The sequence below is a fragment of the Streptomyces sp. NPDC015139 genome (assembly GCF_043079785.1).
GTDB lineage: Bacteria > Actinomycetota > Actinomycetes > Streptomycetales > Streptomycetaceae > Streptomyces > Streptomyces albidocamelliae.
The window spans coordinates 167,442-190,421 of the sequence record NZ_JBIBUW010000013.1 but is presented as its reverse complement, the minus strand read 5'-3'; the positions used below and the strand labels follow the sequence as shown (position 1 = coordinate 190,421).

Genomic DNA, 22,980 nt, shown 5'->3' with positions numbered 1-22,980 from the left:
CCGTCCGTCGCCGCGGAGACGATGCGTCGCTTCGCGTGGTGACGGCACGTCAGTCGTCGCCGTCGCGGAACACGCTTCGGTAGGCGGGGAGTTCCCAGAGTTCGTCGTGGTGGGCGAATGCCCGGATGCGCCCCTCGTCCAGCCATGCCACGGCATCGGCGCGGGCGGCCGTCGAAGCGCGGCGGGTCACCATCAGCCGGGTGCGGTCCCGGTGGGTGACGGCCATCGCGCCGAGGACCCGGGCCTCGGTGCCGGTGTCGAGACTGGACGTCGCGTCGTCGAGGATGAGCAGCCGGCTGTCGCGTGCCAAGGCCCGTGCCAGCCCGAGCCGTTGACGCTCACCGCCCGAGAGCGGAGCCTCGGACAGCGGAGTCCGGTAGGTGTCGGGCAAGCGGCTGACGAAGGTGTCCGCCTGTGCCGTGCGGGCCGCGGTGCGCACCCGGTCGGCGGCGACCGGGTCCGCGGCGAGACCGACGGCGTCCTGCACCGTGTCCCCGGTCAACGCCGGGTCGGCGAAGGCGAAGGCGACGGTGCTCCGCAGCCGGTCGGGTCGGATGTCGTCCATGGGCACGCCGTCGAGCAGGGCGAGCCCCGTGTCGGGGACCAGGAGGCCGCCGGCCACGGCGGTGAGCAGCGAGGTGCCCGAACCGGAGCGACCGACCAGGGCGACGAGACTTCCGGCCGGGAGCGTGAGGTCCAGCCCGTCCAGGACGGCACGGCCGGACCGGCGCACGGTCACCCCGCGGAGTTCGAGGAGTCCCGGACCCGGCGGCAGATCGCGGGTGCCCGGCGGCTGGACGGGCGTGGCGAGAACTTCGGCGACACGGTCGCGGCCCGCGCGGGCGCGCGCGTAGTCCAGCAGACTCTGTGCCGTACCGAACCCGCCGAGGCCGATGGTGGCGTAACCGAGCGCGGCGATCAGGCCGCCCGCGCTCAGCCGGCCGACGGACAGCTCGTACCCGGCGATGGCGAGCACGGTGATCTGCGTGGCGGGGGCCAGGAGTCCGGTGGCCCAGGCCACGCGGCGCTGGCTGTCCCACAGGGCGCGCCCGCACCGGGAGAGCTCCGGGACAGGGCCCATGACCCGCGCGATCTCCTGGTCGACCGTGCCGGCGGCCGCGATGGTACGGCTGCCCGTGAGCGCGTCCACCAGCCGTGCCGCCACCTCTCCCTGCGCGCGCTGGTAGCCCGCGCCCTGCTGTGTCGTACGCCTGAGATGGCGTCGCACCAGCACATAGCCGGCAGGGGCGGTGACGAGGAAGGCGGCGGCGAGTTCCGGGGCGAGCAGGCCCAGCGCGACCACGGCGCCCAGAGCCATGAGGAGTTGGGCGACGGCGTACACCACCGCCTGCGCGGCGAGGGCGGCCTCCGCACCGCTTCCGGTGAGGCGCGCCACCAGGTCGCCCGGTGCGGTCCGGCCCGGCGGGAAGGCACCGGCCGCCATGACGCGCCGTACCATCGCGCGACGCAGGCGCGCCGTCTCGTCTGCCGTGGCACGCGGTCCGGCGTACTGCGCCGTCGCCTCGGCGGTGGTGAGCAGGGTGAGGACGGCGGCCAGCGGCAGAAAGCCCGCGCCGGTGCCGTCGGACAGGGCCTGGTCGACGGCCTCGGCGAGCACCGCGGGCAGGACCAGGCTCGCCAGGGAGCTGGCCGTCACCGCCAGCGCCAGCAGAGTGGGCCACAGCCAGGAACGTGCTCCGGGCGTGCGGCGGAACCGGTCCGGCCGGCCCGACTCGCCCGCCCGGCCCTTGCCGGGACCAGGGTCGGGCTCGCCACGGCGGTCGCGGTCGCTGTCCATGCGTGCCTCCTCGGTGAGCCGGCCGGAACGGGTCCGGACACGAGACGGAGCCGGTCCGGGCTGCGACGCAGTCCGGACCGGCCGTGCTACCCGGGTCGGCCGGCGGGGCCTGAGGTGGCCGACCCGGTCGCGTCCGCTAGAGGCAGAGCAGGGTGCTGACGGTGCTGTTGGTGCAGTTGACCGCGCTCAGCGAGCTGAGCACCGACATGTACTCGGTGGTCTCTTCGGGGGTCTCCAGTGCCTGCAGGCCGAGGATCGACATGTTGCTCTCCCATCGCATGGTGTGGTGCTCCTGCTTTCCGGCGATCGCCGGAAATCTGTGGACCGCGGTGCGGTCGTCGCGGCGGACCGCCGCTGTCTTGCGTGGACCAGGCGCTCAGGGCGCCTGCAGGACCGGGGCGGACGCCGGCTTGCCGGCCCGCTCGGCGGTGAGGAAGGGAAGGGCCGGTGTGTCGGCGAGTGCCGAGCCCAGCGCCAGGAGGATGCCGGCCGAGCCGGTGGCCAGGTCCATGGACAGCCGCAGCAGCTGCTCGCCGGGGAAGGCGACGTGGCCCTGGTAGGGGATGAGATGCCAGGCGAGCCGCCGGATGTGCCGTCGGATGACCTGGCCGTGGACCTCGGTGCCGTCCTGCAGCGTGTGCAGCAGCGAGATCAGTCCGGCGCGGCCGTTGAACAGCCCTGGCTGGACGATGAACTCGGGTTCCGCGGCACGGCGGATCCGTTCGACGTGCTGCCGCAGCTCCGGGTCCGGACGATGGCGCAGGAAGTCGTGGAGCACGGCGGCGATGCCGGCGCTGCCCGATTCGAGGTACGGCAGCACCCGGGTGCCGTCGTCGACCTGCAGGGTTCCGTCGTCGGTCAGGACGCAGTGGGCGAGGTCCTGCTCCAGCGCCTGTTCCGCGAGATCGAGCAGGCCGGTGTCGGCGGTGCTCTCGTAGAGGCGGAGGAAGAACAGGGCGGCGCCGGTACTGCCGTACATGAGCCCGGTGCGCCGGCCGGGTGTCGGATCACCGCTCGCGTCGGCCGGCTTCAGACGTGCGGCGAGGCGTTCGGCGGTGTCCAGCGCGGCGGAGTGCAGGCGCCCGTCGCCGGTCGTGCCGGCGAAGTGCAGGAGGGTCAGGCCGATTCCGGGGAGACCGCCCGCGAGATCGGTGCCGTGACCGTCCGGGGGATCCTGGAGCAGACGGTCCAGGAGGTGCTGCGCCTGCGGGGCGTGGCCCAGGCGTTCCAGGGCGTAGGCCACGCCGTGGGAACCGATGAACAGTCCGGGCCGGCACGGCTCGCGGGGGACGGCGTCCAGGAGCCACTGGACATGGTCCGGATCGACCTCGGCGCCGGTGGAGTGCAGGGCCCACAGGACTCCTGCCGCGCCGTAGGCGAGCCCCAGCCCGTCGTGGGTGAACTGGCCGGGGTCGCCCGGGAACAGGCGGTCGGTGCGTTCGGGGGTCGCGCTGGCGCCGATGGCCGCCGTCATGGAGTCGCGCAGGGCGGGCCACATCGCGCTGTCGCCGCGGAGGAGGGCGGTGAGTCCGGCGCGCTCGGGATCTCTGGGGGGACCGGGAGGATGGGGGGAGGCCAGCCCGAACCGGCCGGCCGCGGCCGAGGTGAGTTCCGCTCTCTTCCCGGGATCCAGCGAGGTCAGCTGCATCAGCGGCATGTAGATCCAGAGCCGGAGTGCGTCGAGGGCGTATTCGTCCACGGCGAATCCCTCGAGGTCCGGGGGTGCGGCGAAGCCGGCCGCTCCGAGCGCGGGTCTGACGAACTCCGCCGCCAGTGAGGCGAGTTCGAAGTCGATGAACGTCACCCGGCCGTCGGGACCGACGATGAGGTTGCGTGGGTGCAGGTCCCCGAAGACGACGCCGCGGTCGTGGATGGTGCGCAGGCCCTCCTCGATGCTCGCCAGGACGGCTTGTGCCTCCTCGCGATACCGGGTGACCGTCTCCTCGTCCGGATCGGGGTGGACCAAGGGGTAACGCTGCCCGAACCAGCGGTTCAGGGGTTCCCCCTGCACGTACTCCTGCACCAGGAAGTGGTGTTCCCAGGCCGTCAGGTAGTCCAGTGCGGCGGGTACGGCGGGCAGTCCCGCCAGCCGGTCGAGGATGTCGCGCTCCCGGCCGAGTCTGAGCACCGCGTCGTCGCCGCGCTGGTCGAGGCCGGCGTGCGGCCGCGCCTCCTTCAGCACCACTTGGCTGCCGCCGCCGACGGGCCGGCCGACGTAGATGCCCCCGCCGTTGGAGAAGTGCAGCGCACGTTCCACGGTGTACGGGAAGTCCGCCATGCTCGCCCGGCTCTGATCGGCGAGGGCCTGGGCGAGGACCGCCGGCACGGGGGCCCAGTCGGGCACTTCGAACACGGCGCGCCGTACGTCCGGGCGGAGGCGTCCCGACGGCTCGCGGAAGGCGAGGACGAGCTCTCCGGTCTCCGAGCGGCAGAACTGCTCGGTGAACCCGCCGTAGCGCAGGTGGAGCGGTCCCTCGCGCCAGCGTAAGTCGCTGAGGATGTACGGCCCTTGCTGTCCGGTCAGTGCCGCGCCGAGGTCGTGGAGACATCGCTCCAGCGCGTCGTCGCCGACCGGGTAGAGCGTCATGAACTTGCCGCTCGAACCGCGCGAGGCGTACTTCGCGTTCTGCGTCTGCACCAGTGCGGGGCTGCGCAGGAACTTGAACGCCATCCGGTTCTCGAAGCAGTACGCGCTGACGACGGAGAGGATGTGCTCGGCGTTGTCCAGGCATGCGGACACATGGATCTTCCAGCCCTGCTCGGGCAGGTCCAGGTCCGCCGGCTGACGGCCCACCCATACGTCCCTCGCCCTGCCCACCCAGCCGTCGGGTAAGGGCTCGCCGGCAGCGGCGAACTCCTCGACGGTGGCCCAGCGGACAGGCGAGTCGTAGAACAGCTTGTCGGCGTATGAGTACGCCTCATAACGCATGTCCATAGCGACCCCCGATGTGACGAGCTCTCGCGACCACACACGTCGCGAATGACGTTCCCGGTCGCGGACGCCTCCACCGTGTGGTGGCTTCGCCGCTCGCGGCCTCTGATGTGAAGGTAAGGGAGGGGAACCGTGACGGACAGGGCGCGCGGAGTGTACGTAGAGGGGGGCGCGAGGCCCGCACGCAAAAAGGAAGTGTATGTAAATGCGCCCGTATACTTATTCGAGAGCTGTTTTGATGATTGTCCCTTCGGTATTCCTGCGCTTCCTGCACTTCCTGCGCGACGGTGGGCATCAGGCGTCACACCACCGGTCCCGGCTTGACCCTGACACGGTGACAAGGCCTTGACTGCCTGGCCGAAGGAGGTGGTCGCAGATGACGATCAGCGCACAGGAATCGGACGCGGAACGAGCGCTCCAGGGACTGGAGGACAGTCGTGCGTCCGTGCGTCTGCGGGCGGCTCTGGCGCTCGGCACGGCGCCCGAGCCGCGCTTCGTGGACACACTCGTCCAACGCAGTGCGATCGAGCCCGAGTTCTTCGTCCGTGACATGCTGACGTGGGCACTCACCCGTCACCCGGTGGCCATGACCCTGCCCGCACTGCTTCGCGAGGTCCGCGCGGAGTCCGCGCAGGCACGCAGCCAGGCGCTGCACACACTGTCCAAGATCGGGGACCGGCGGGCGTGGCCGGCGATCACTCGGACACTCCTGTCCGACCCCGACATCGAGGTGGCGCGGAGCGCCTGGCGGGCCGCTGTCGTACTCGTACCGGAAGGGGAGGAGAGCGTGTTGGCCACGGTGCTGGTCACCCAGCTCGGGCGGGGCGGACGGGAGACACAACTGAGTCTCAGCAGAGCGCTGGTCGCGCTGGGGGAGGTGCCTCCGCTGTCGGCCGCGACGACGGCTCCCGACCCGGTCGTACGCGCCCACGCACTCGCCACACGCCGGCTGCTGCGTGACCCTGATGCCGGATTCGAGTTCGCGATCGAGGAGGCCAAACGCGTAGTGGCCCTCGGCGCGCCCGACGAGGAGGGACGATAGAACGTGCTCATCGGTGAGGTGGCGCGGCGCTCCGGGGTAAGTGCCCGCATGCTCCGGCACTACGAGTCGCTCGGGCTGGTGCGTCCTTCGGGGCGTACCGTCTCCGGCTACCGGGAGTATTCCGGGGCGGACATCCAGCGGATCTTCCAGGTCGAGAGCCTGCGGTCGCTCGGACTGTCGCTGCGTGAGATCGGACGGGCGCTCGACGATCCCGGCTTCACGCCCCCGGCGCTGGTCGAAGACCTCATCGGCCGGACCCGCGAACGCATCGCGGCGGAGACCGAGCTGCTGACCCGGCTGCGCAGGATCGACGCCACGGACCCCGCGGGCTGGGAGGACGTCCTGCAGGTCGTCGCGCTCCTCCAGGCACTGGAGTCGACAAGCGCCGGCACACGCCAGCGCGCGGCCCTGTCCTCCGTCCACGACGTTCCGGTGCCGGTGGAGGCATTGGTCGAGGCGGTACTCGGCGAGACGGACCCGAACGTCGCCGGGGCCCTCGGGTGGGCGCTGGCGCGATCGGGTGATCCCGGCTCGGCGCTGCTGGCGGAGGGCCTCGGGGCACCGGTGGCCGCGGTGCGGGAACGTGCCGTACGGGCCCTGGCCGAGATTCCCGGCGACCACGCCACCACGCGGCTGCGGGACGCTCTCGCGAACCCTGACGTCGTGGTCCGTCGCCATGCGGCCCTGGCGCTCGGGACCCGTGGCGTGGCCGATGCGGTCCCGACGCTCGTCGACCTGGTGGTGGACGGACGGAACGACACCGACGCGGCCGACGCGTTGAGCGTGCTGGCCGGAGACACCGAGACGGCGGACCGGATCGCGAGCGGACTCGTCGACCGCCTCACCCACGGGACCACCGAGGCGCCGGCGCGCGGGCGGCTGACCCAGGCCCTGGCGGGCATCCCGGGGACGAGGGCGTCGACCGCCCTCGCGGAGCTGTCACATGACCCGGACCGCGCCGTGGCGCTGACCGCCGCGTACGTCCTGCGGCTTCGCGGTGACATATGAGGGGGCGGCGGTCGGCAGCGCCGTCGGCGCCGGACCGGGGCGCCTTGCACGGCCGGGACGTCGTTCCACGGGGAGATCCGTACAGGCCGGTTCAGCCGGCGAGCAGGAGCAGGGCCTTCTCGGACGGCGATCCGGGCTCGACGGTGTACAGACCGAGCGTCTGATCGGCATCGCCCAGGGGGGTGAACGCCTCGAATCCGAGGGTCAGGTCCCCTGCCAGCGGATGGCGGTACCGCTTGACGCCGTACCGAGGCAGGTACACCTCAGGATCGGCCCACCAGCCGCGGAAGTCCCGGTCGTCGGCGGACAGATCACTCACCAACTGGTCGAGCTTCGGGTCGTGCGGATGGTGGCCGGCGTACAGGCGCAGCATGCCCACGATCTCCCGGGCCGTCTCGGCCCAGTCGACACACAGCTCGCGGGCGGCCTCGCTGAGGAACATGTAGCGAGCCATGTTCCACTCCTCGGCCGGCCGGGCGTCGAAATCGAGATACAGGGCGCGGGCCAGACGGTTCGTGGCCAGGACGTCCAGACGATGGCCGAACAGCAGCGCCGGTACGTCGCCGATGGTGTCCAGCGCCCGGACCAGTCCCAGCCGGGCCTGTTGTTCCACCGTGGCATGGGGGCGCTGCCGAACGCCTTCGACCAGCGCGAACAACTGGTCACGCTCCGTGTCGCTCAGTTGCAGCGCGCGAGCCACGGCCCGCAGGACGGAGGGGGAGACACCCGCGCCGCGTCCGGCCTCCAGCCGGACGTAGCAGTCGACGCTCAGGCCGGCCAGCTGGGCGACTTCCTCGCGCCGCAGGCCCGGAGAGCGGGGCGCGCCCGGGTGTGCGGGAAGACCGGTCTGCTCCGGCGTGAGGCGCGCCCGGCGGGTCCCAAGGAACTCCCGGAGAGCGGTCTCAGGCGCAAACTCACTCACGCTCTCAGGCTAACGGAGAGGCGGTGGGCACCGCCCGTCGTCCTCACCCCGGCCGACATGGCTCGCCGTTCCCGTACCGTCGGCTGGATGGCGCGGGAGCCGGTCCGATGTGATGTGGATCATGCCCCGCGCGTCACATCCCTTCGTGGTGCCCCCGAGTCCGATGAGCGGACGGTCTTGTTTAAGGGGAAACAAAAGATGAGCAAGCGAACTCTCATGGCTGCGGCAAGTCTGTGTGCGACGGCGGTGATGGCCCTCACGGCCTGTGGTGGTGACAAGAAGGACGACGCCAACGGGGCAGGCGGCGCCGGCTCCGCCACCGCGGAGGCGTTCAAGGGGCTGACCGCGGCTCAGATATCCGAGAAGGCCCGCGTGGCGATGACGAAGCTGGACTCGTTCAAGGTCAAGGGCGGCATGTCCACCGACGGCCAGCACATGACCTTCGATTTCGCCGTCGCCAAGAAGGGCAACTGCCAGGGGACTTTCACCACGGGTGGTGCGTCCGCGGAGATTCGTCAGGTCGGCGACGCCGCCTACATGAAGGGCGACGAGAAGTTCTGGCAGCAGATGGGCGGCGAGGGCGGCTCCTCCTCGAAGGAGACGGATGCCCTCGTCGAGATGCTCAAGGGGCGCTGGTTCAAGATGCCCGCGCAGGACGCGAAGGCGGACGACAAGTTCCCCTTCTGTGACATCGGCACGATGTTCGAGAAGGATGAGAAGGACGGCCACCTGACCAGGAAGGCGAACACCGATGTCGGCGGAACGCCTGCCGTGACGCTCACGGGGAAGGACGGCGCCGCGACCCAGACCCTCCTCGTAGCCGCCAAGGGCGAGCCCTACGCGCTCAGGATGACCGTCGAGGGTGGCAAGGAGCCCGGCTCGTTCGACTTCTCGGCCTTCAACGAGCCGGTGACGGTCACGGCCCCGCCGGCCGACGACGTCATGGATCCGGAGAAGCTCAAGGGCTGACACCGTCGGCCCGCCGCCCCCTGACGATGCGCGCGGGGGCGGCGGGCCTCGTCGGCGGGATGCCGGTGTCTCCAGGCCGGCGCCGCCCGAGCACGAGTCGCACGGCAGGCATCACGGTCGCCCGCCGTGCGCGGGGGAGCGGAGTCATGCCGTGGCGCCGACTCGGCCGGTCGCGAGTTTGGTGTGGGTCACATTCCCGACCGGCGGGCGCGGAGCTTGCCGAAGAGCCTCTGGGCCTGCGCCCGGCGGCGTGGGTCAGCCGCGGTACGGCGCACCTGTTCGATGGTGCGCTGACCCTGCGGACTCCTCGCGAACTGCTTGAGTCGTTGGAGAACTCCCGACATGTCACTCCTCTCGTCAGGGGTGCCCTCTCGTCGGGCCCCGCAGCGTCCGCCTACCCGTTGACCGACGGTCCAGCCACTTCCGGCCGAAGGTGAGGCGTCGCGGCGCCGTGCCGCTTGCAGCCGTTCCAAAGCGCACTCGGCAGCGAGGCGCGCTGCCTGGGGAAACGGAGCGGGCGCGGCGGAGAGCACTGAAATGGTTGAAGGACCGTGCGGGACGCGGATGCGGTCCAGCTGCCCAGGTGCAGGGCAGCAGCAGGACCCAGGGTGCAAGCGTCCCCCTGTCCGAAGGCGAGCCAGGCGTGTTGCTTCCGGCTCCGTCCCCTGATTCCTTCGAGACCTGAACGCATGACGGGCGTTCATCCCCACGTCTTTGGTCTACGAATCTACCTTCTGTCTAGAGCAAGGGAATCAAGTCGGTGCAGAAATGGATGAATTGGTCCGCTCGGATCGCTGGGTTCATCATGTCTTTGACGCTTCCGTTCGCCCTCGCGGAGCCGGCCTCGGCGCGCTCCGAAAGCCCTGAGCCGGCCCCCGCCTGCGTCACCATGTACGAAAGCTGGCGCTACACCCAGGCAGCCAACGACTGCGCGGACACCCTGGGGCTGATGGTCGTCTACCAGGACGGTGCCACCGGCCCGTGCTCCACGCTGCCGCCGGGTGCTTTCAGCACGGTCGGCGAGGGGTACCTCGGCCTGCACGGCCATCCGGACCACCTCGCCGTCTGCGCCATCGGCTGACCGGCGCGGGTAAGCCGGCCGTCATCGCGTCGACTTGGCGGCGCCGGTACGCGCATCGCCGCCCCGTGCCCGCAGGGGCGCGCCGGATTCGGTGAGGACGCGGTGCACGAAGCCGTACGACCGGCCGTGCGCCTCGGCTATCGCGCGGATCGACCGTCCTTCGCCGTACTCCTCGGCGAAGGTCTTGGCCAGGTCCTTGCGGGCGCTGCCCGTTATCCACTTGCCCTTGTGCATGGTGATCTCCTCTCGAATCGTCGAGACGTGATCACCGGTTGCCCATCTCGCCGCTTGTCATGCGGCCGAGGTGCGCGCGGGCGTCCGACCGGCTGCCTGCGGGCAGCGACCTCGGACGGCCGGCCGCCGTCCGGTCCGGGGGATAACCCCCGGTGTCCGTGGGGGGATGCCTCGGGGGCAGAGGGTGGCTGGCAGGCTTCTTCGGGCGCCGAGGCCGGCGAAAGACTTGCGGGCATGACGACTTCCCCTGATGTCTCCGTGGTGCCCGCGTCCGCCTCCGCCGCCGGGAAACGGGGCTCTGCCGGTACCGGCAGTGACTTCGCCCAGCTCTCCCAGCGGATAGCCGCGGCCGGCCTGATGCGCCGGCGCCCCGGTTACTACACGGCCCGCATCGGCCTGGTGGTCGCGCTGTACGCGGCGGGCTGGGGGGCCTTCTTCCTCCTGGGCGACACCTGGGGGCAGTTGGCGGTGGCGGCCTTCCTGGCGTTCGTGTTCGGGCAGGTCGCCCTGCTCGCACACGACCTGGCCCACCGGCAGATCTTCGGGCGGCGCCGGCCCAGCGAGATCTTGGGCAGGCTGTTCGGCAATCTCGGCGTGGGCATGAGTTACGGCTGGTGGATGAACAAGCACACACGCCACCACGCCAATCCCAATCACGAGGACCTGGACCCGGACGTCGCCCCGGACATCCTGGTGTGGTCCACGGATCAGGCGCGTGCCAGCCGTGGGGTGGCACGGGTGATCGGCGGCCATCAGGCCCTGCTGTTCTTCCCGTTGCTGACCCTCGAAGGCTTCAACCTGCACGTGTCGAGCCTGCGGGCACTGCGTGCGCCGTACCTGAAGAAGCGCACGCTGGAGGGAACCCTGCTCCTCCTGCACATCGCGGGTCTGCTGTCCGCTCTGTTCCTGGTCCTCTCCCCGGGCAAGGCGATCGCGTTCCTGGCGCTGAACCAGTGCCTGTTCGGTGTGTACCTCGGCTGCACCTTCGCCCCGAACCACAAGGGCATGCCCACCTTCACCGGTGACGAGCGGCCCGACTTCCTGCGGCGCCAGGTCCTCACTTCCCGGAACGTGCGGGGCGGCTGGTTGACCGACGTGATGCTCGGCGGCCTCAACCACCAGATCGAGCACCACCTGTTCCCGAGCATGCCCACACCCCACCTGCGGCGCGCCCGGACCATCGTGCGGCAGTACTGCGCGGAGATCGGGGTGGCCTACCACGAGACCGGACTGATCCGCTCCTACCGTGAGGCCCTGACCCATCTGCACCGGGTGGGTGAGCCGATCAGGCGGCAGCGCAGGGCACGGTGACCCCTCGGGAGCAGGCCGGGACATGCCGCAGCCTGGGCACGCGTGACGGTGTCCGGGCTGCGGGATCGCCGGTTCGCATGGCCGTGGTGTCAGGTGCTGAGGGTCTGCCGGAGAGCTTCTAGGCCGTCACGGTAGATCCCGGCGAAGAGGTCCTGCGCTTCGGCGTCGCTCACTCCGTCGGGCGTGAAGCGGCCGGACCACTGGACCTCGGCGACGCCGTCCCGGCCGGCGACCGGGTGGACGCGGAGCGTGGAGAGGTAGCCGGTGACGGGGAAGGGCGCGTCGAGGATGGCGTAGGTGTACGAGCGCTCCGCCTCGCTGTAGGCCATGAGGCGCTCGGTGATCACGTCGCCGTCGGGGTTGGTCAGGCGGCGGACCCGGCCGCCTTCCAGCGGGGTGCTCTCGGGGATGTACGGGAGCCAGTCGGGGAGGGCGCCGAATCCGCCTATGAGGTCCCAGACCTGCTGGGGGGAGGCGGGCAGGACGCGGCTGACGGATGTGGAGGCCATGGTCGTGCTCCTGAGGGTCGTGCGGTGTGTCCGGGTGGGGGAGGAGAGGAGGGGTCAGGCGCCGTGGGGAAGCGGCGCGGCCGGGCTGACCAGGCCGGCGGCGCGGAGGTCGGCCCAGAACGCGGTGGGGATGTGCTCGTCGAGGGCGGCGGTGTCCTCGGCGATACGGCTCGGACGCGTGGCGCCGGGGATGACGGCGACCGCTGCCGGGTGGGCGAGCGAGAACTGCAGGGCGGCGGCCTTGATCCCGACCGCGTGCTGCGCGGCGAGGTCCTTCAGCCGCCCGACGCGCTCGACGATCTCGGCCGGGGCCTGCTGGTACTCGAAGTGGGTGCCGCCGGCCAGGATGCCGGAACTGTAGGGGCCGCCGACGACCATGCCGACGCCCTGCTCCTGCGCCATGGGAAGCAGGCGCTGGAGGGCGTGACCGTGGTCGAGGAGGGTGTAGCGGCCGGCGAGGAGGAAGCCGTCGGGCCGGGGCTCGTCGAGGGCGAGGGTCAGTTCGATGGGCTCGGTGCGGTTGACGCCCAGGCCCCAGGCCTTGATGACGCCCTCGTCGCGCAGCCGGGACAGGACACGGAAGGCGCCGGTGCGGGCCTCCTCGTACTTCTGGAGCCACAGGTCCCCGTGGAAGTCCTGGGCGATGTCGTGGACCCACACGATGTCGAGCCGGTCGGTGCCCAGGCGCTTCAGGCTGTCCTCGATGGACCGCTCGGTGGCCTCGGCCGTCCACTCGTGGACCATCTTGTTGGGGTTGCCGTGTTCGAAGAGGCCGCCCTTCTCGCCGAGGTCGCGGGTGGAGGTCTCGTGCTCGTCGAGGATGACCCGGCCGACCTTGGTGGACAGGACGTAGGAGTCACGGGGCTTGCCGGCGAGGACCTCGCCGAGCCGCTGCTCGGCCAGGCCGGCGCCGTAGAAGGGGGCGCTGTCGTAGAAGCGGATGCCGTGGTCCCAGGCGGCTTCCACGGTGGCGCGGGCCTCGTCGTCGGGGATCGCGCGGAACATGTTGCCGAGCGGGGCGGTGCCGAAGCCGAGGCGGCCGGGGATGAGGTCGGTGAGTGACATGGCTGTGCCTTCGCGTGGTGTGGGGAGACCCCAGGGCGCGGCGGCTCCGTCGACGGAGCGGGCGCCGGGGGGCGGGTGGCCCACGGAGTGGCGCCCACATTAGTTGCAGGCGCGCCTTACGTGCGATGACAATACTTGCATACGCGGGCTATTGCAAGGTGTGCTGATCCTGGGCGGTGGGCGGTGGGTGTGCAGCGCGTTCGGGAGCTGATCGGGGCACCGCCTGGGCCCGGGGCCGGCCTCTTGGGCGATCGCTCCGCCCGCGGTTCACCCTGACAGCGTGTGGACCAGTTCCGCCGTGGTGACGATGGCGTGGGCGTAGGTGGGGCCGTTCAGCTCGTGTGCGGCGCGCAGCATGTCGGTGCTGAAGGCCGCGGTCGCATCGGTGACGAGGGTGACGTGGTAGCCGAGTTCCATCGCGAAGCGGCCCGTGGACTCGATGCAGGTGTTGGCGAGCAGTCCGATCAGGATCACGTGCGTGACGCCGCGCTGCTTGAGCTGGCAGTCCAGGTCGGTGTTGGCGAAGCCGCTCTGCGCCCAGTGCTCCGCGATGCGCAGGTCCCCCAGCTGCGGCCGGAAGTCCGGGTGGAACTCGCCTCCCCAGCTGCCGCGGGCGAAGAGCCGCAGGCGCCGCGTCTTGTGCTGGCTGGGATTCGGGTGGTCCCAGCCGACGTAGTCGCCCTCCTCGTGGCGCCGGTGCGGAACGAACGCCACCACCAGGCCGGCCGTGCGTGCGGCGTGGACGACCGCGCGCAGGTTGTGCAACAGGCCCACTTCGCTGGCCACCGGAGCCAGGCGCGGCCACAACTTGCCCCCTTCGGAGAGGAAGTCGTTGTAGGGGTCCACCAGGAGGACCGCTGTGCGGCCGCTGTCGTAACGGTCCGTCATGGTGACCGCCTTCCGGGGGAGTGTGTAGTGCTCCACCATCGGCCCCCGCAGGCAACCCTGCCCCGAGGCTCGCCGACCGGCCGGCACCCGCCCGTGCTTCTTGATCAATAGTGGTCCGTATCCGCGCGAAGCGGCACGAATGCGGTACTACGCGTGGAGTGGGATTCTCGGGGGCGTTGGTGGTATATCGACGAGGAGAACGGATGACGACTTCTCACCGGGGACAGGAATCCCTGCGCCCTCCGTCATCACTGCCGACGAGGTGTGCGATGCGCAAGATCATGACAGGAACGGCCGCGACCCTGGTCGCGGCAGCCGTGCTCTGCGCCGGATCCCCGGCCCAGTCGCTCGACGGCCCGCGGGCCGCCCCGGGAGCGAGCAGGTTCTGCGGCACGGACCCGGTCTCCGGCCTGGCCGTTTGGGGCGACCGCCCCGACGCCTGCGCCGCCGCCCTGGAAGTGGCGAGCGCCTACACCAAGGCCGCGGCCGGCACGCCCAAGGGGCCCGGCACGGTCCGCGCGGGCGGAGCCACGTGGAAGTGCCAGGAGCGGCAGGGAGACCCCAACCCCTATCAGGAATGCGTCGACTCGAGCGACAGCGGCCGTAGGGTCATCCTCTCGTCCTGACCCGTCCCCAGCCTGACCTGGCGCCGGGCGTCCCGCGGGACTGCACTAGGGTGCTCGCTGCGCCGAGTCCAAGGGGGACCATGAAGTCTGTCGCCGAGAAGCCGCAGGTCATCCGTACGCCGTTGAAGACAGCGGCTTTCCGGCGGTTCGTGTCGGCGAACCTCATCTCGGCGGCAGGGTCGGCGATGGCCCCGCTCGCGCTGGCCTACTCCGTCATCGAGCAGGGCGGAGGGGCCGGCTCCCTCGGTCTCGTCCTTGCCACGAACACCGTTCCCACGATCGCGTTCCTGCTCGTGGGCGGCCTCTTCGCGGACCGCCTGTCCCGAAGCCGGATCCTCTTCCTCGGCAACCTGCTGGCGGCGGGCGCGCAGGGCGCTCTGGCCGTCACCGTGGCCACGGGGCACGCGACGACGGCGTCGATCGCGGCTTGTGGGTTCGTCTCGGGAACGGCGGCGTCGTTCATCGTCCCGGCCACGCAGGGTGCCGTCGGGCAGATCGTTCCCGAGGAGCATCTGCAACAGGCCAACGCGTTGCTCAGGCTCCCGAGCAACGCGGTCAAGGTACTGGGACCGGTCGTCGGCGGACTGGTCGTCGCCGCGAGTGGCGCCGCATGGGCGCTGGCGTGGGACGCGTTCACGTTCGCCGTCGCCGCCGTCCTGCTTCTCGGTCTGCGCCTGGAGGTCCCGCCCGGCGCGGCCGCCGGCGTCCTGGCCGACCTGCGGGCGGGGTGGACGGGCTTCTGGTCCCGCACCTGGCTGTGGACCTACACGGCCGCGGGCACGGTCCTCGTCGCGGCCTGGTTGGCCGGCTTCCAGCTTCTGGGCCCCCTTGTCGCCGCCCAGCGGTACGCCGGACCGCGCGACTGGGGCCTGATCCAGGCGGCCTTCTCCTGCGGACTACTGGCGGGAACCGTTGTCTGCCTGCGCTGGAAGCCGTACCGCCTGCTCGCGGTCGCGATCGCCACGAGCGGTGCCCTCGCGCTCCCGTTGGCGGCCATGGCCGGCGGCCTGCCGTTGCCCCTGGTGCTGGTGGCCGCCTTGCTGGCGGGTATCGGGCTCGATGTCGCGATCGTCGCCTGGACCACCGCGTTCCAACAGCACGTGCCGCAGGCGGAACAAGGGCGCATGAGCGCCTTCAACGGTGTCGGGGAACGCCTCGCCATTCCCCTCGGGTACCTCATCACCGCCCTCGCGGCCCAGTCGTCCAGCAGTCAGGTGGTGCTGCTGGCCTGTGCCGGCATGATCGCCGCTGCCGCCGTCCTCAACCTCTGTGTCCGGGACGTGTACGGCATCAATCGCCGCACGCGAGAGGATCAGCCGAGCGCCCTGAGCGATCAACGCGAGGTCGAGCAGGCGTAGCGGCCGCAGTCCGCGGCACCACCCGGGCAGCCGGACCAACCCCCCAACTGCCGGGCGGGATACACGGGAACAGGGCCTGCGCCAAGGACGCCGCCGGGCACGTACCGCCCGTCGACCGGCGCGGCTCCGGACTTCGCGAGCCGAGAGGGAATTGACGACGGAGGAGAGCCATGGGTGCGGACACGACGACGGGCGACGCGGTGGACGGCGAGCCGCCTCTCGTCACGGCGGTCCGGGCCGGGGACATCGATCTGGTGACGAGGCTTCTCGACGACGGCAGCGATCCCGACGCCCGCGACGCCCACGGAACACCCGCCTTGTGGCTGGCCGTCGGCGCGCGTTCCGCGGCCGTCGCCCGACTGCTGCTCGACCGGGGCGCCGATCCCGGGCAGCACGGCCCGGAGGGCCCGCTCCCGCTGCGCGCGGCGGTCGACTGGGGATCACCGGCGCTCCTCGATGTGCTCCTGGAGGAAAGGATGCGCGGACGTCACCCCAGGTCCGAGCTTCTGGACCTGCGGGACCTGGCGCGTCGGTGGCACGAGACCGGGGTCGAAGCCGAACTGCGCCGCCGCACCGGGGCCGAGGGAACCGTGGCCCGTACCCGGGTCCGGGACGACGAGTTCAACAGCGTCGACGAGTGCTCCCTCGGCGGGACGACCGTGCGGGACGGGCACGCGGCGATCCTCACACGACTGGAGGAACTGCTCGGCATCCGCGCCCCGTTCGAGATCCTGATGGACCGCGCGTTGGCCCACCCCGATCTGGACCACACCGCGTGGGGGAGTTCCGCCATCCTGCTGGGCAACCGGTGCGACGGAACGACCTGGGCGTCTGCCGCGGCGTTGCGCGCACATGACGATCCCCGCCGTAGGTTGTTCGGAGCCCATGTGCTGCGGCTGACCCACCTCTTCGACTGGAGCGAGGAGGATCCGTTCGCCGGCCCCGCGCTGGACATCTTCACCGACTGGGCGGCTGGGGAACCGGACGCCTCGGTGCTCTCCGAGGTGCTGGTCGCCCTCGGTGAACACCCGGGCCGCCGCGCGGAGGCGGCGATCCTGCCCCACATCGGCCATCGCGAGGCCCGAGTACGCCGGGCGGCGGCCCACGGGCTCTGCGCGGCGTCCTCGCCGCCCGCGTTCTCCGGCCCCGCGCGCGAGGCGCTGCTCCGACTGCTGAACGATCCGGAACCAGAGGTGCGGCAGCGCGCCTGCCTCACCGTGGCCGACGGCAGGGACCCCGCCCTCGCCGACGTCCTGGCCGCGCTGCTGGACGACACCGACCGCCGGATGCAGGTCATCGCCGTGTACGGGCTCGCCCTCGTCGACGACGACCGCTGCGTGCCGGGGGCCGGTCGTCTCGGCCCGCCGCGCCCGGGCCACCCGGAGGAGGAGACGTACCTCGGCGCGGCATGGCGCTACGAATGGCGTCGGGACGGCCGATGACCCGTCCGGGCGAGTCGCCTCTCCGCCCGGTCGACCGCCCTGTCGACCGGTCGTTCCTCCGGCCGGGGGACGTACAGCGGGGGCCGCCGAGGCTGGAATGGATGAGCAGGTTCACCCATCCCGTACTCGAGAAGGACGAGGTCTCCTCATGCTCAACGCCCGACGTCATATGGCCCGCATCGCCGGTATCTCCTGCATCGCCGCACTGGCGGCGGGAGCCTTCGGAGTGGCCGGCGCCGAGGCGGCGCCGATGGTGAAGCAGCAGCCGGCCGCGTACTCCAGCAGCAGCGACCATCATCATTACCGGCAGCACCACTGGCATCACCCGTACTGCCAGCACCACCGGGACAGCTCGTGGTCCGACAACTCGTGGAGGTACGACAACTCCGATCACCACGGCTCCTGGCACGACAGCTCGTACGACAACAGCTCGCGGCACCACGACTCGGACCACGACGGCTCCAGGTCCGGCGACTGGTCGAAGGGCGGCAACACGCAGGGCGGCACCCAGGGCTCCGGAAACGGGAACACCCAGGGAGGTACGCAGGGCTGAGTGCCAGAACGGGCCGGCACCTCGCGGAGGACGACTTCCGTGGGTGCCGGCTCCGCGTGGGCCGGTGCGGTGCGGCGCGACATGCCCTGGAGGGACGGCACTCGTCTCGACCGGGACTAACTAGGCTCCGAGCCATGACTATTCAGCGGATGGACAACGTCGCCATCGTCGTCGACGATCTGGACGCGGCCGTCGCCTTCTTCACCGACCTCGGCATGGAGCTGGAAGGCCGGGCACAGATCGAAGGCCTTTACGCGGACCGCACCGTCGGACTCGACGGCGTGCGCAGCGACATCGCGATGATGCGGACCCCGGACGGCCACAGCAAGCTGGAGCTGACCAAGTACCACACCCCGGCGGTGTCCGACGCCGAACCGCGGAACCCTCCGCCCAACACCCTGGGCCTGCATCGCGTCATGTTCGCCGTCGACGACATCGACGACACCATCGCCCGCCTGCGCCCCCACGGTGCCGAACTCCTCGGCGAGGTGGCGCGGTACGAGAACATCTTCCGGCTCTGCTACCTGCGCGGCCCCGCAGGCATCATCGTCGCCCTGGCCGAACAGATCGGCTGACGCGGATCCGCCACGCGGAGCATGTCGGCTCAACACCGCGGCTGTGCTCAGGGGCTGATGGCCGGAGCCGGCAGGGGCTTGCCGGCAGGGTCTGCCGGAAAGCCCTCCACGCGGTAGACGGTGGAGTGCCTCGCGTGGAAGCCCAGGCGCTCATACAGCCGGTTCGCGGCCTCGCGATCCGGCCGTGAGGTGAGGTCCACCGTGCGGGCGCCGGCCTTCTCGGCGATCCGCAAGGCCTCCTGGATGAGAAGGCCCGCGATGCCCTGCCCTCGTGCCGCACTGTCGACGACCACGTCTTCGATCCGGCCCCGCAGACCTGAGGGCAGGGGCAGGAGGGCGAGAGTCAGGGTGCCGACGATGCCGTCGGCCGAGCGGGCGACGAGCACGGTGTTGGCGTCGCCGGTGACCATCCGCTCGACCGCCTCGTGGTCGAGCGGCTCGGCTCTCGACGACAACTGCGGCAGCAGCCGGCCGAAGGCGTCCACCAGTTCCTGACCTGCTTCACGGGCGATCTCCACACGGACGTCCATGGGCGGAGACTATCCGCCGTGCGACCTACGGCAGCGCTCATCCAGGAATCGGTCGGTCCTCGGTGAGCAGCCGACCCGCGGGCACCTCGCGCTTCGTCAGCGCTGGTCGTTGAGCCGGCGGCGTCGAGTTCGGTCTGCGTGCGTCCGTCGGAGCTTCCCAGGGCCGCACCGTCCCCATGGGCGGCGAAACCCCTGATAAAGGCCCACGCGCAGCTGCGGCCCTCCACGGCTCCGGCGAGGGACGCCGCAAGGTTGAGCACCCCTAGGGCATACTGACGCCCTCACTGATGCAACAAAATGTTGAAGGAGGCGGAGTTGGCAGCCTGTTTCAGGACGGTCACCGAGGTGGGAGAGGCGCATCGCTCCCAAGCAGAGGCGCTGGGGCGTGCCTTCCAGGAGGCGATCGCGCCGGCCACGGTCAACTACGACTTCGGTCATATCCGGGATGCGGCCGCCGCGCTCCCGGACAGCGACATCGTCAAGATGGTCCGCGGCTGGGGGCTCAGGGAGGAGGCGCCGATCCTGGTCATGGCGCTCTCCCTGAAGGAGGCGGTCCGTCAGGCTCTCCCGCCCGAGGCGGCGAAGGCCTCGTTCTGGGACACCGTCGAGCGGGGCCTCGTGGACGCCTTCACCGACCTCGCCGCTCAGGAGGGAGAACCGGGTCTGGCCTACTACGAACAGGAGCCGGACCACACGAGTTACTACCGTGACCTGTTCTTCGCGCTCCAGGACGAGGAAGCCGGCGCATACCTGTACGGCGTCGCCTTCTGCACCGATGTCACCGTCGGCCTGGAGAAGACCCGTGTCGGCACACTGGGCCTCACCGACACCGCACCGTTCGCGGTACGGCTCAACGCGATCGTCGTGCGCCAGAAGCTCGCGAACCCGGCCTGAACGGTTCCGCACACCGCACGGCCCGCCGTCCCGGGCCGCGGATGTGCGTACCGCTGAGGCACCTGACCGTGCGTGCGCCCGCGTCCGGCGGCAGGAAAGCGTGGCCCAGGACAAAGACATGGAACCTGATGGGCGGCGGACGCCGCCGTGTCACCGGCCGGTCCGGCCGAAGTACGAGGCACGCTGGGCGAGAACGGTCACCCGTTGTTCCGCCGAGGACCGGAGAAGGTACTCCCCGGAGAATTCCCCGTTGGGGCTGTAGACCTCGAACCGGTCGGCGATCTGCTGGATCGTGAACCCGTTCCGGCCCGGAGCGGGAGCGTACTGAGCCGTCATGGTGGGTGATCCTTCCCAGGTGCGGTGGGGGGCGGAAGTGGGACTACCGACAGTCTGGCCGTGTGCCCAGGCGCCTCCGGTCAGCCGACCGGGGGACCGTACGGGGGGACGCGCTGTCGTCGGGACGGCGGGGCCGACGGGGGGAGCCGGGGGCCCGGGCGGCAGCCCGAGGACCGACGGCCCCAGGACCGTCGCCGAGCCCTGCCGTGCGGGCCGCCACGGGCGCGCGGCCCGACCGCCGCTCGCCCGGGCCCACCGGGCTCCACCGCCGGCACAGCCGCACCGGGGCCGGCGGCCGGGAGATGTCACGGCAGGCCCGGCTGCCGGGCGTGGGGGACCATGACGGTATGGAGACCGGGAGCCCGTCCTTCCGCCACGCGGATCAGGTCCCTGCCGGGCCCGGGGGCGGCGGTGAGGTTCCGGTACGGCGCCACGGGAGTGCCGATGACCGCCGGCTGACGGGAGACGCCCCGGGCGGCCGGGGACGACTGCGGACCGCGACGGGCGTACCCGCGTCGGGCCGGGCTGTGTCCGGGGATTGCTCGTGCCGAGCATGACCGGGCGTGGTCGCGGCCGGCGTACGGCGGGCCTGTTCGCTCCGGCGGCGGGGAGCCGGCCCGCGGTGGTCGCGGGGTTGGGCAACGGAATCGCGATCAGCGTGCTGCTGCTGGCCGGTCTCGCCGCGGGGAACGCGGCGGCCGGCGCGTGGGCGGCGCTCGGCGCGTACGTGACGGCCTTCACGAACAAGGGCGGCCCCCGCGGACCGCGTACCCGGCACCTGCTCGTCGCCGCCGTCGCCAACGCCGCCATGTTCTGGGTGGGAGTCGGGACGATCTCGCTGGTGCCCCTGACGGGGGTCGTGCTCGCCGTGCTGGTCTTTCTCGCCTCGATGGGCTCGGCGGTCCACCCGGTGCTGGAGCGCCTCGGCACCATGCCCGCCACCGCGCTGCTCGTCGCGGCGGGCAGCACCACCGCCGGGGTGGACATGGAGTACGCCACGCTGCTGGTGCTGGCCGGGGGCCTGTGGTACGCCGTCGCCACCGCGGTACTGACCCCGCCCGCCCGCCTGCGCGACGTCCTCGCTCACGTCGCCCAGCCCTATCGCCTCATCGGCCGGCACCTGACCGCCCTCGCCCCCGCCGCCCCGCCGGACGCCGCCGGCGACCCTGCCCGTCCGCCGCGTACCGCCCGCGGCGCCGCCCGCCCGCGTTCCGGCGCGGGCCCGGCACCGCCGCACAGCACCGTAGGTACCGTCCATCCGGGCACGACGGATGCCCTGCGCCGGGCCGAGGGCGCCACACGGGAACTGCGCGGCCCGCGCGGTGACGAGCACCTCGCGGACCTGACCGACCCGCTGGTGCGACACGCCGCCACTCTCGCCGACCTGACCACCGCGCTCGCCGCCACCGGCCCCCCACCGCCGGCCGTCCGTGCCCCGTACGCCACTCTCACCGAAGCGGTCGGCCGGCAGCTCTCCCAGCTCGCCGACGTCCTCACGCGCCGCCGCCAGGCCACCGACGGCGTCGAAGGCGCCCCGGTCCCGGGGCTGGGACGGTTCGAGGAGGCCTGCGACCGGATGCGTGCCGAGATGCCGGCCGGTGCCCACACCTACCCGGAGATGGCACGCGCCGGCCGGCAGCGCCGCCTGCTGGACCGCATCACCGCCACCCTCGCCGACGCCCGGGCCGAGGCTCGCGCCCTGGTTCTGCTGGCGGCGACCCCGTTGTCGGCGCCGCCCGCCCGACCGGTGCGCCTGGACCGCGCCCGGCTGCGGGAGGCCATGACGCTGCGATCCGGGACGTTCCGCCATGCGCTGCGGACCACCGCGGTGAGCGCCGCGGTGTTCGCCCTCGTCCACTGGACCGCACTGCCGCACGGCGAGTGGGCGGTGCTGGCCGTGCTCCGGGTGATGCGCCCGCAGTACGCCGTCACCCGCGAACGCGTCGCCCAGCGGGTGATCGGCAACGTCGTCGGCGGCACCTGCGCCGCCGTGCTGATCGCGGCCGTGCACGAACCGGCCGCGCTGTCCCTGATCCTGTTCGTGGTCATCACGGTCGGCTTCACGCTCCGGCCGGTCAACTACGCCTTCTGGGTCGTCTTCGGCACTCCTCTGGTTCTGCTGATCGGGGACGTCTCCCACCCCGGCAGCTGGCTGGACGCGGCCTCCCGTATCGCCATGACCCTGGTGGGGACCGCCGCCGCCCTGGTCGGCAGCCGCCTGCTGTGGCCCAGCTGGGAGCACCCGCGCCTGGACACCGAGACGGCCCACGCCCGCCACGCCTGTGCCGCCTACCTGGACATCACCCTGCGCTCCCTCGGTCAGGCCGGTCCCCGTCGCGACACCGACCCCGGCCCCGATGTGCGTCATGCCCGTACCACCGCGGAGAAGGCCCTCGCTCAGGCGGCCGCCACTTCCCGGCACGCCCACCGTGAGCCCGGCCACGACCGGTCCGCCCTCGACCGTGCGGCCACCACGGTGGACGCCCTGACCACGCTCAACCTGCTCGTCGCGGCCCTGGCCACGCACCGCACTCCCCACACCCCCCGCATCCCCGCCCTGGCCGCCTACACCGACCACGCGGGCCCGGCCCTCGCCGACGCCTCCTCGGAGGAGAGCCCGCGTCACGCCGACGCCCTCACCGACGCTCTCGACGTCATGTGCCTCCACCTGGAAGAACTCCACGTCCGCCGCCACGAGGAACTGGCCGCCGGCCGTACGGGCGACACACCGGCGCGTGCCGCGATCCGCGAGTACGGGCCCGTCATCGAACTCCTCCAAGCGATCGCCGCCGCGGTGGACGACGCCCGCGCACGGCCGCAGCGGGCGACCACCGCCCCCTGACCCCGACCGCGACCGGCCTCGCCCGGCCGACCGGCCCGTGTCTCCTTCCACCGGCCGACCCTCCG

The 22,980-nt window shown here is 71.7% G+C and carries 22 protein-coding genes; 12 read left to right on the top strand and 10 right to left on the bottom strand.

The annotated features are described in order from the left end of the window. Window positions 1–49 precede the first annotated feature (49 nt). The 3 genes from ACF08B_RS30715 to lanKC all read right to left on the bottom strand — a co-directional run bounded on the left by ACF08B_RS30715 (window position 50) and on the right by lanKC (window position 4,733). Window positions 50–1,798 carry an ABC transporter ATP-binding protein gene (locus tag ACF08B_RS30715; protein ID WP_392320407.1) on the bottom strand — a complete coding sequence of 583 codons (1,749 nt, stop codon included), beginning with the start codon at window positions 1,796–1,798 and terminating at the stop codon, window positions 50–52. A gap of 136 nt (window positions 1,799–1,934) precedes the next feature. After that, on the bottom strand, window positions 1,935–2,078 hold the full coding sequence (locus tag ACF08B_RS30710; protein ID WP_392320406.1) for a SapB/AmfS family lanthipeptide: 144 nt from the start codon (window positions 2,076–2,078) through the stop codon (window positions 1,935–1,937). Window positions 2,079–2,174: 96 nt separating this feature from the next. Continuing rightward, window positions 2,175–4,733, bottom strand: coding sequence for a class III lanthionine synthetase LanKC (lanKC, locus tag ACF08B_RS30705; protein ID WP_392320405.1), 2,559 nt, complete (start codon window positions 4,731–4,733; stop codon window positions 2,175–2,177). A 373-nt stretch (window positions 4,734–5,106) separates the two neighbouring features. Between lanKC and ACF08B_RS30700 the strand changes: the two genes are divergently transcribed. Both ACF08B_RS30700 and ACF08B_RS30695 read left to right on the top strand, forming a co-directional pair. Further along, on the top strand, window positions 5,107–5,772 hold the full coding sequence (locus ACF08B_RS30700; RefSeq protein WP_392320404.1) for a HEAT repeat domain-containing protein: 666 nt from the start codon (window positions 5,107–5,109) through the stop codon (window positions 5,770–5,772). A gap of 3 nt (window positions 5,773–5,775) precedes the next feature. Continuing rightward, window positions 5,776–6,780: a HEAT repeat domain-containing protein gene (locus tag ACF08B_RS30695; protein WP_392320403.1), complete on the top strand. Its 1,005-nt coding sequence runs from the start codon at window positions 5,776–5,778 to the stop codon at window positions 6,778–6,780. Between the two features lie 91 nt (window positions 6,781–6,871). Here ACF08B_RS30695 and ACF08B_RS30690 read toward each other — a convergent pair whose 3' ends face one another. Next, window positions 6,872–7,702: a helix-turn-helix transcriptional regulator gene (locus tag ACF08B_RS30690; protein ID WP_392320402.1), complete on the bottom strand. Its 831-nt coding sequence runs from the start codon at window positions 7,700–7,702 to the stop codon at window positions 6,872–6,874. A gap of 198 nt (window positions 7,703–7,900) precedes the next feature. On the opposite strand from ACF08B_RS30690, the gene ACF08B_RS30685 reads away from it, so the two are divergent. Both ACF08B_RS30685 and ACF08B_RS30680 read left to right on the top strand, forming a co-directional pair. Next, the gene (locus ACF08B_RS30685; RefSeq protein WP_392320401.1) at window positions 7,901–8,671 is read left to right on the top strand and encodes a hypothetical protein; all 771 of its coding nucleotides are present in this window, start codon (window positions 7,901–7,903) and stop codon (window positions 8,669–8,671) included. A gap of 805 nt (window positions 8,672–9,476) precedes the next feature. Beyond that, window positions 9,477–9,752: an alpha-amylase gene (locus ACF08B_RS30680; protein WP_392320400.1), complete on the top strand. Its 276-nt coding sequence runs from the start codon at window positions 9,477–9,479 to the stop codon at window positions 9,750–9,752. A 21-nt stretch (window positions 9,753–9,773) separates the two neighbouring features. Here ACF08B_RS30680 and ACF08B_RS30675 read toward each other — a convergent pair whose 3' ends face one another. Further along, window positions 9,774–9,986: a helix-turn-helix domain-containing protein gene (locus ACF08B_RS30675; RefSeq protein ID WP_392320399.1), complete on the bottom strand. Its 213-nt coding sequence runs from the start codon at window positions 9,984–9,986 to the stop codon at window positions 9,774–9,776. A gap of 234 nt (window positions 9,987–10,220) precedes the next feature. On the opposite strand from ACF08B_RS30675, the gene ACF08B_RS30670 reads away from it, so the two are divergent. After that, window positions 10,221–11,297: a fatty acid desaturase family protein gene (locus ACF08B_RS30670; protein ID WP_392320398.1), complete on the top strand. Its 1,077-nt coding sequence runs from the start codon at window positions 10,221–10,223 to the stop codon at window positions 11,295–11,297. Window positions 11,298–11,386: 89 nt separating this feature from the next. On the opposite strand, the gene ACF08B_RS30665 is transcribed toward ACF08B_RS30670, so the two are convergent. The 3 genes from ACF08B_RS30665 to ACF08B_RS30655 form a co-directional block, all read right to left on the bottom strand. Beyond that, the gene (locus tag ACF08B_RS30665; RefSeq protein WP_392320397.1) at window positions 11,387–11,806 is read right to left on the bottom strand and encodes an SRPBCC family protein; all 420 of its coding nucleotides are present in this window, start codon (window positions 11,804–11,806) and stop codon (window positions 11,387–11,389) included. A 54-nt stretch (window positions 11,807–11,860) separates the two neighbouring features. Continuing rightward, on the bottom strand, window positions 11,861–12,871 hold the full coding sequence (locus ACF08B_RS30660) for an aldo/keto reductase (RefSeq protein WP_392320396.1): 1,011 nt from the start codon (window positions 12,869–12,871) through the stop codon (window positions 11,861–11,863). Between the two features lie 267 nt (window positions 12,872–13,138). Further along, window positions 13,139–13,759: an isochorismatase family cysteine hydrolase gene (locus ACF08B_RS30655; RefSeq protein ID WP_392320395.1), complete on the bottom strand. Its 621-nt coding sequence runs from the start codon at window positions 13,757–13,759 to the stop codon at window positions 13,139–13,141. Window positions 13,760–14,028: 269 nt separating this feature from the next. Between ACF08B_RS30655 and ACF08B_RS30650 the strand changes: the two genes are divergently transcribed. The 5 genes from ACF08B_RS30650 (at window position 14,029) to ACF08B_RS30630 (ending at window position 18,313) form a co-directional block, all read left to right on the top strand. After that, a complete protein-coding gene (locus ACF08B_RS30650; RefSeq protein WP_392320394.1) occupies window positions 14,029–14,385 on the top strand; it encodes a hypothetical protein in 357 nt (118 codons plus the stop codon). An 80-nt stretch (window positions 14,386–14,465) separates the two neighbouring features. After that, on the top strand, window positions 14,466–15,743 hold the full coding sequence (locus ACF08B_RS30645) for an MFS transporter (RefSeq protein ID WP_392320393.1): 1,278 nt from the start codon (window positions 14,466–14,468) through the stop codon (window positions 15,741–15,743). Window positions 15,744–15,913: 170 nt separating this feature from the next. Next, the gene (locus ACF08B_RS30640; RefSeq protein ID WP_392320392.1) at window positions 15,914–17,185 is read left to right on the top strand and encodes an ankyrin repeat domain-containing protein; all 1,272 of its coding nucleotides are present in this window, start codon (window positions 15,914–15,916) and stop codon (window positions 17,183–17,185) included. A gap of 148 nt (window positions 17,186–17,333) precedes the next feature. Next, the gene (locus ACF08B_RS30635) at window positions 17,334–17,738 is read left to right on the top strand and encodes a hypothetical protein (protein WP_392320391.1); all 405 of its coding nucleotides are present in this window, start codon (window positions 17,334–17,336) and stop codon (window positions 17,736–17,738) included. A 134-nt stretch (window positions 17,739–17,872) separates the two neighbouring features. Next, the gene (locus ACF08B_RS30630; protein ID WP_392320390.1) at window positions 17,873–18,313 is read left to right on the top strand and encodes a VOC family protein; all 441 of its coding nucleotides are present in this window, start codon (window positions 17,873–17,875) and stop codon (window positions 18,311–18,313) included. A 47-nt stretch (window positions 18,314–18,360) separates the two neighbouring features. On the opposite strand, the gene ACF08B_RS30625 is transcribed toward ACF08B_RS30630, so the two are convergent. Beyond that, the gene (locus ACF08B_RS30625; RefSeq protein ID WP_392320389.1) at window positions 18,361–18,843 is read right to left on the bottom strand and encodes a GNAT family N-acetyltransferase; all 483 of its coding nucleotides are present in this window, start codon (window positions 18,841–18,843) and stop codon (window positions 18,361–18,363) included. Window positions 18,844–19,158: 315 nt separating this feature from the next. On the opposite strand from ACF08B_RS30625, the gene ACF08B_RS30620 reads away from it, so the two are divergent. Then, a complete protein-coding gene (locus ACF08B_RS30620; protein WP_392320388.1) occupies window positions 19,159–19,737 on the top strand; it encodes a Type-2Aa cytolytic delta-endotoxin in 579 nt (192 codons plus the stop codon). 150 nt (window positions 19,738–19,887) lie between these two features. Here the strand turns inward: ACF08B_RS30620 and ACF08B_RS30615 are convergent, their stop codons facing one another. After that, a complete protein-coding gene (locus ACF08B_RS30615; RefSeq protein ID WP_392320387.1) occupies window positions 19,888–20,073 on the bottom strand; it encodes a hypothetical protein in 186 nt (61 codons plus the stop codon). A 553-nt stretch (window positions 20,074–20,626) separates the two neighbouring features. Here ACF08B_RS30615 and ACF08B_RS30610 point away from each other — a divergent pair. After that, window positions 20,627–22,915 (top strand): FUSC family protein, encoded by a 2,289-nt coding sequence (locus tag ACF08B_RS30610; RefSeq protein ID WP_392320465.1) that lies wholly within the window; start codon window positions 20,627–20,629, stop codon window positions 22,913–22,915. The last annotated feature ends 65 nt before the right edge of the window (window positions 22,916–22,980 follow it).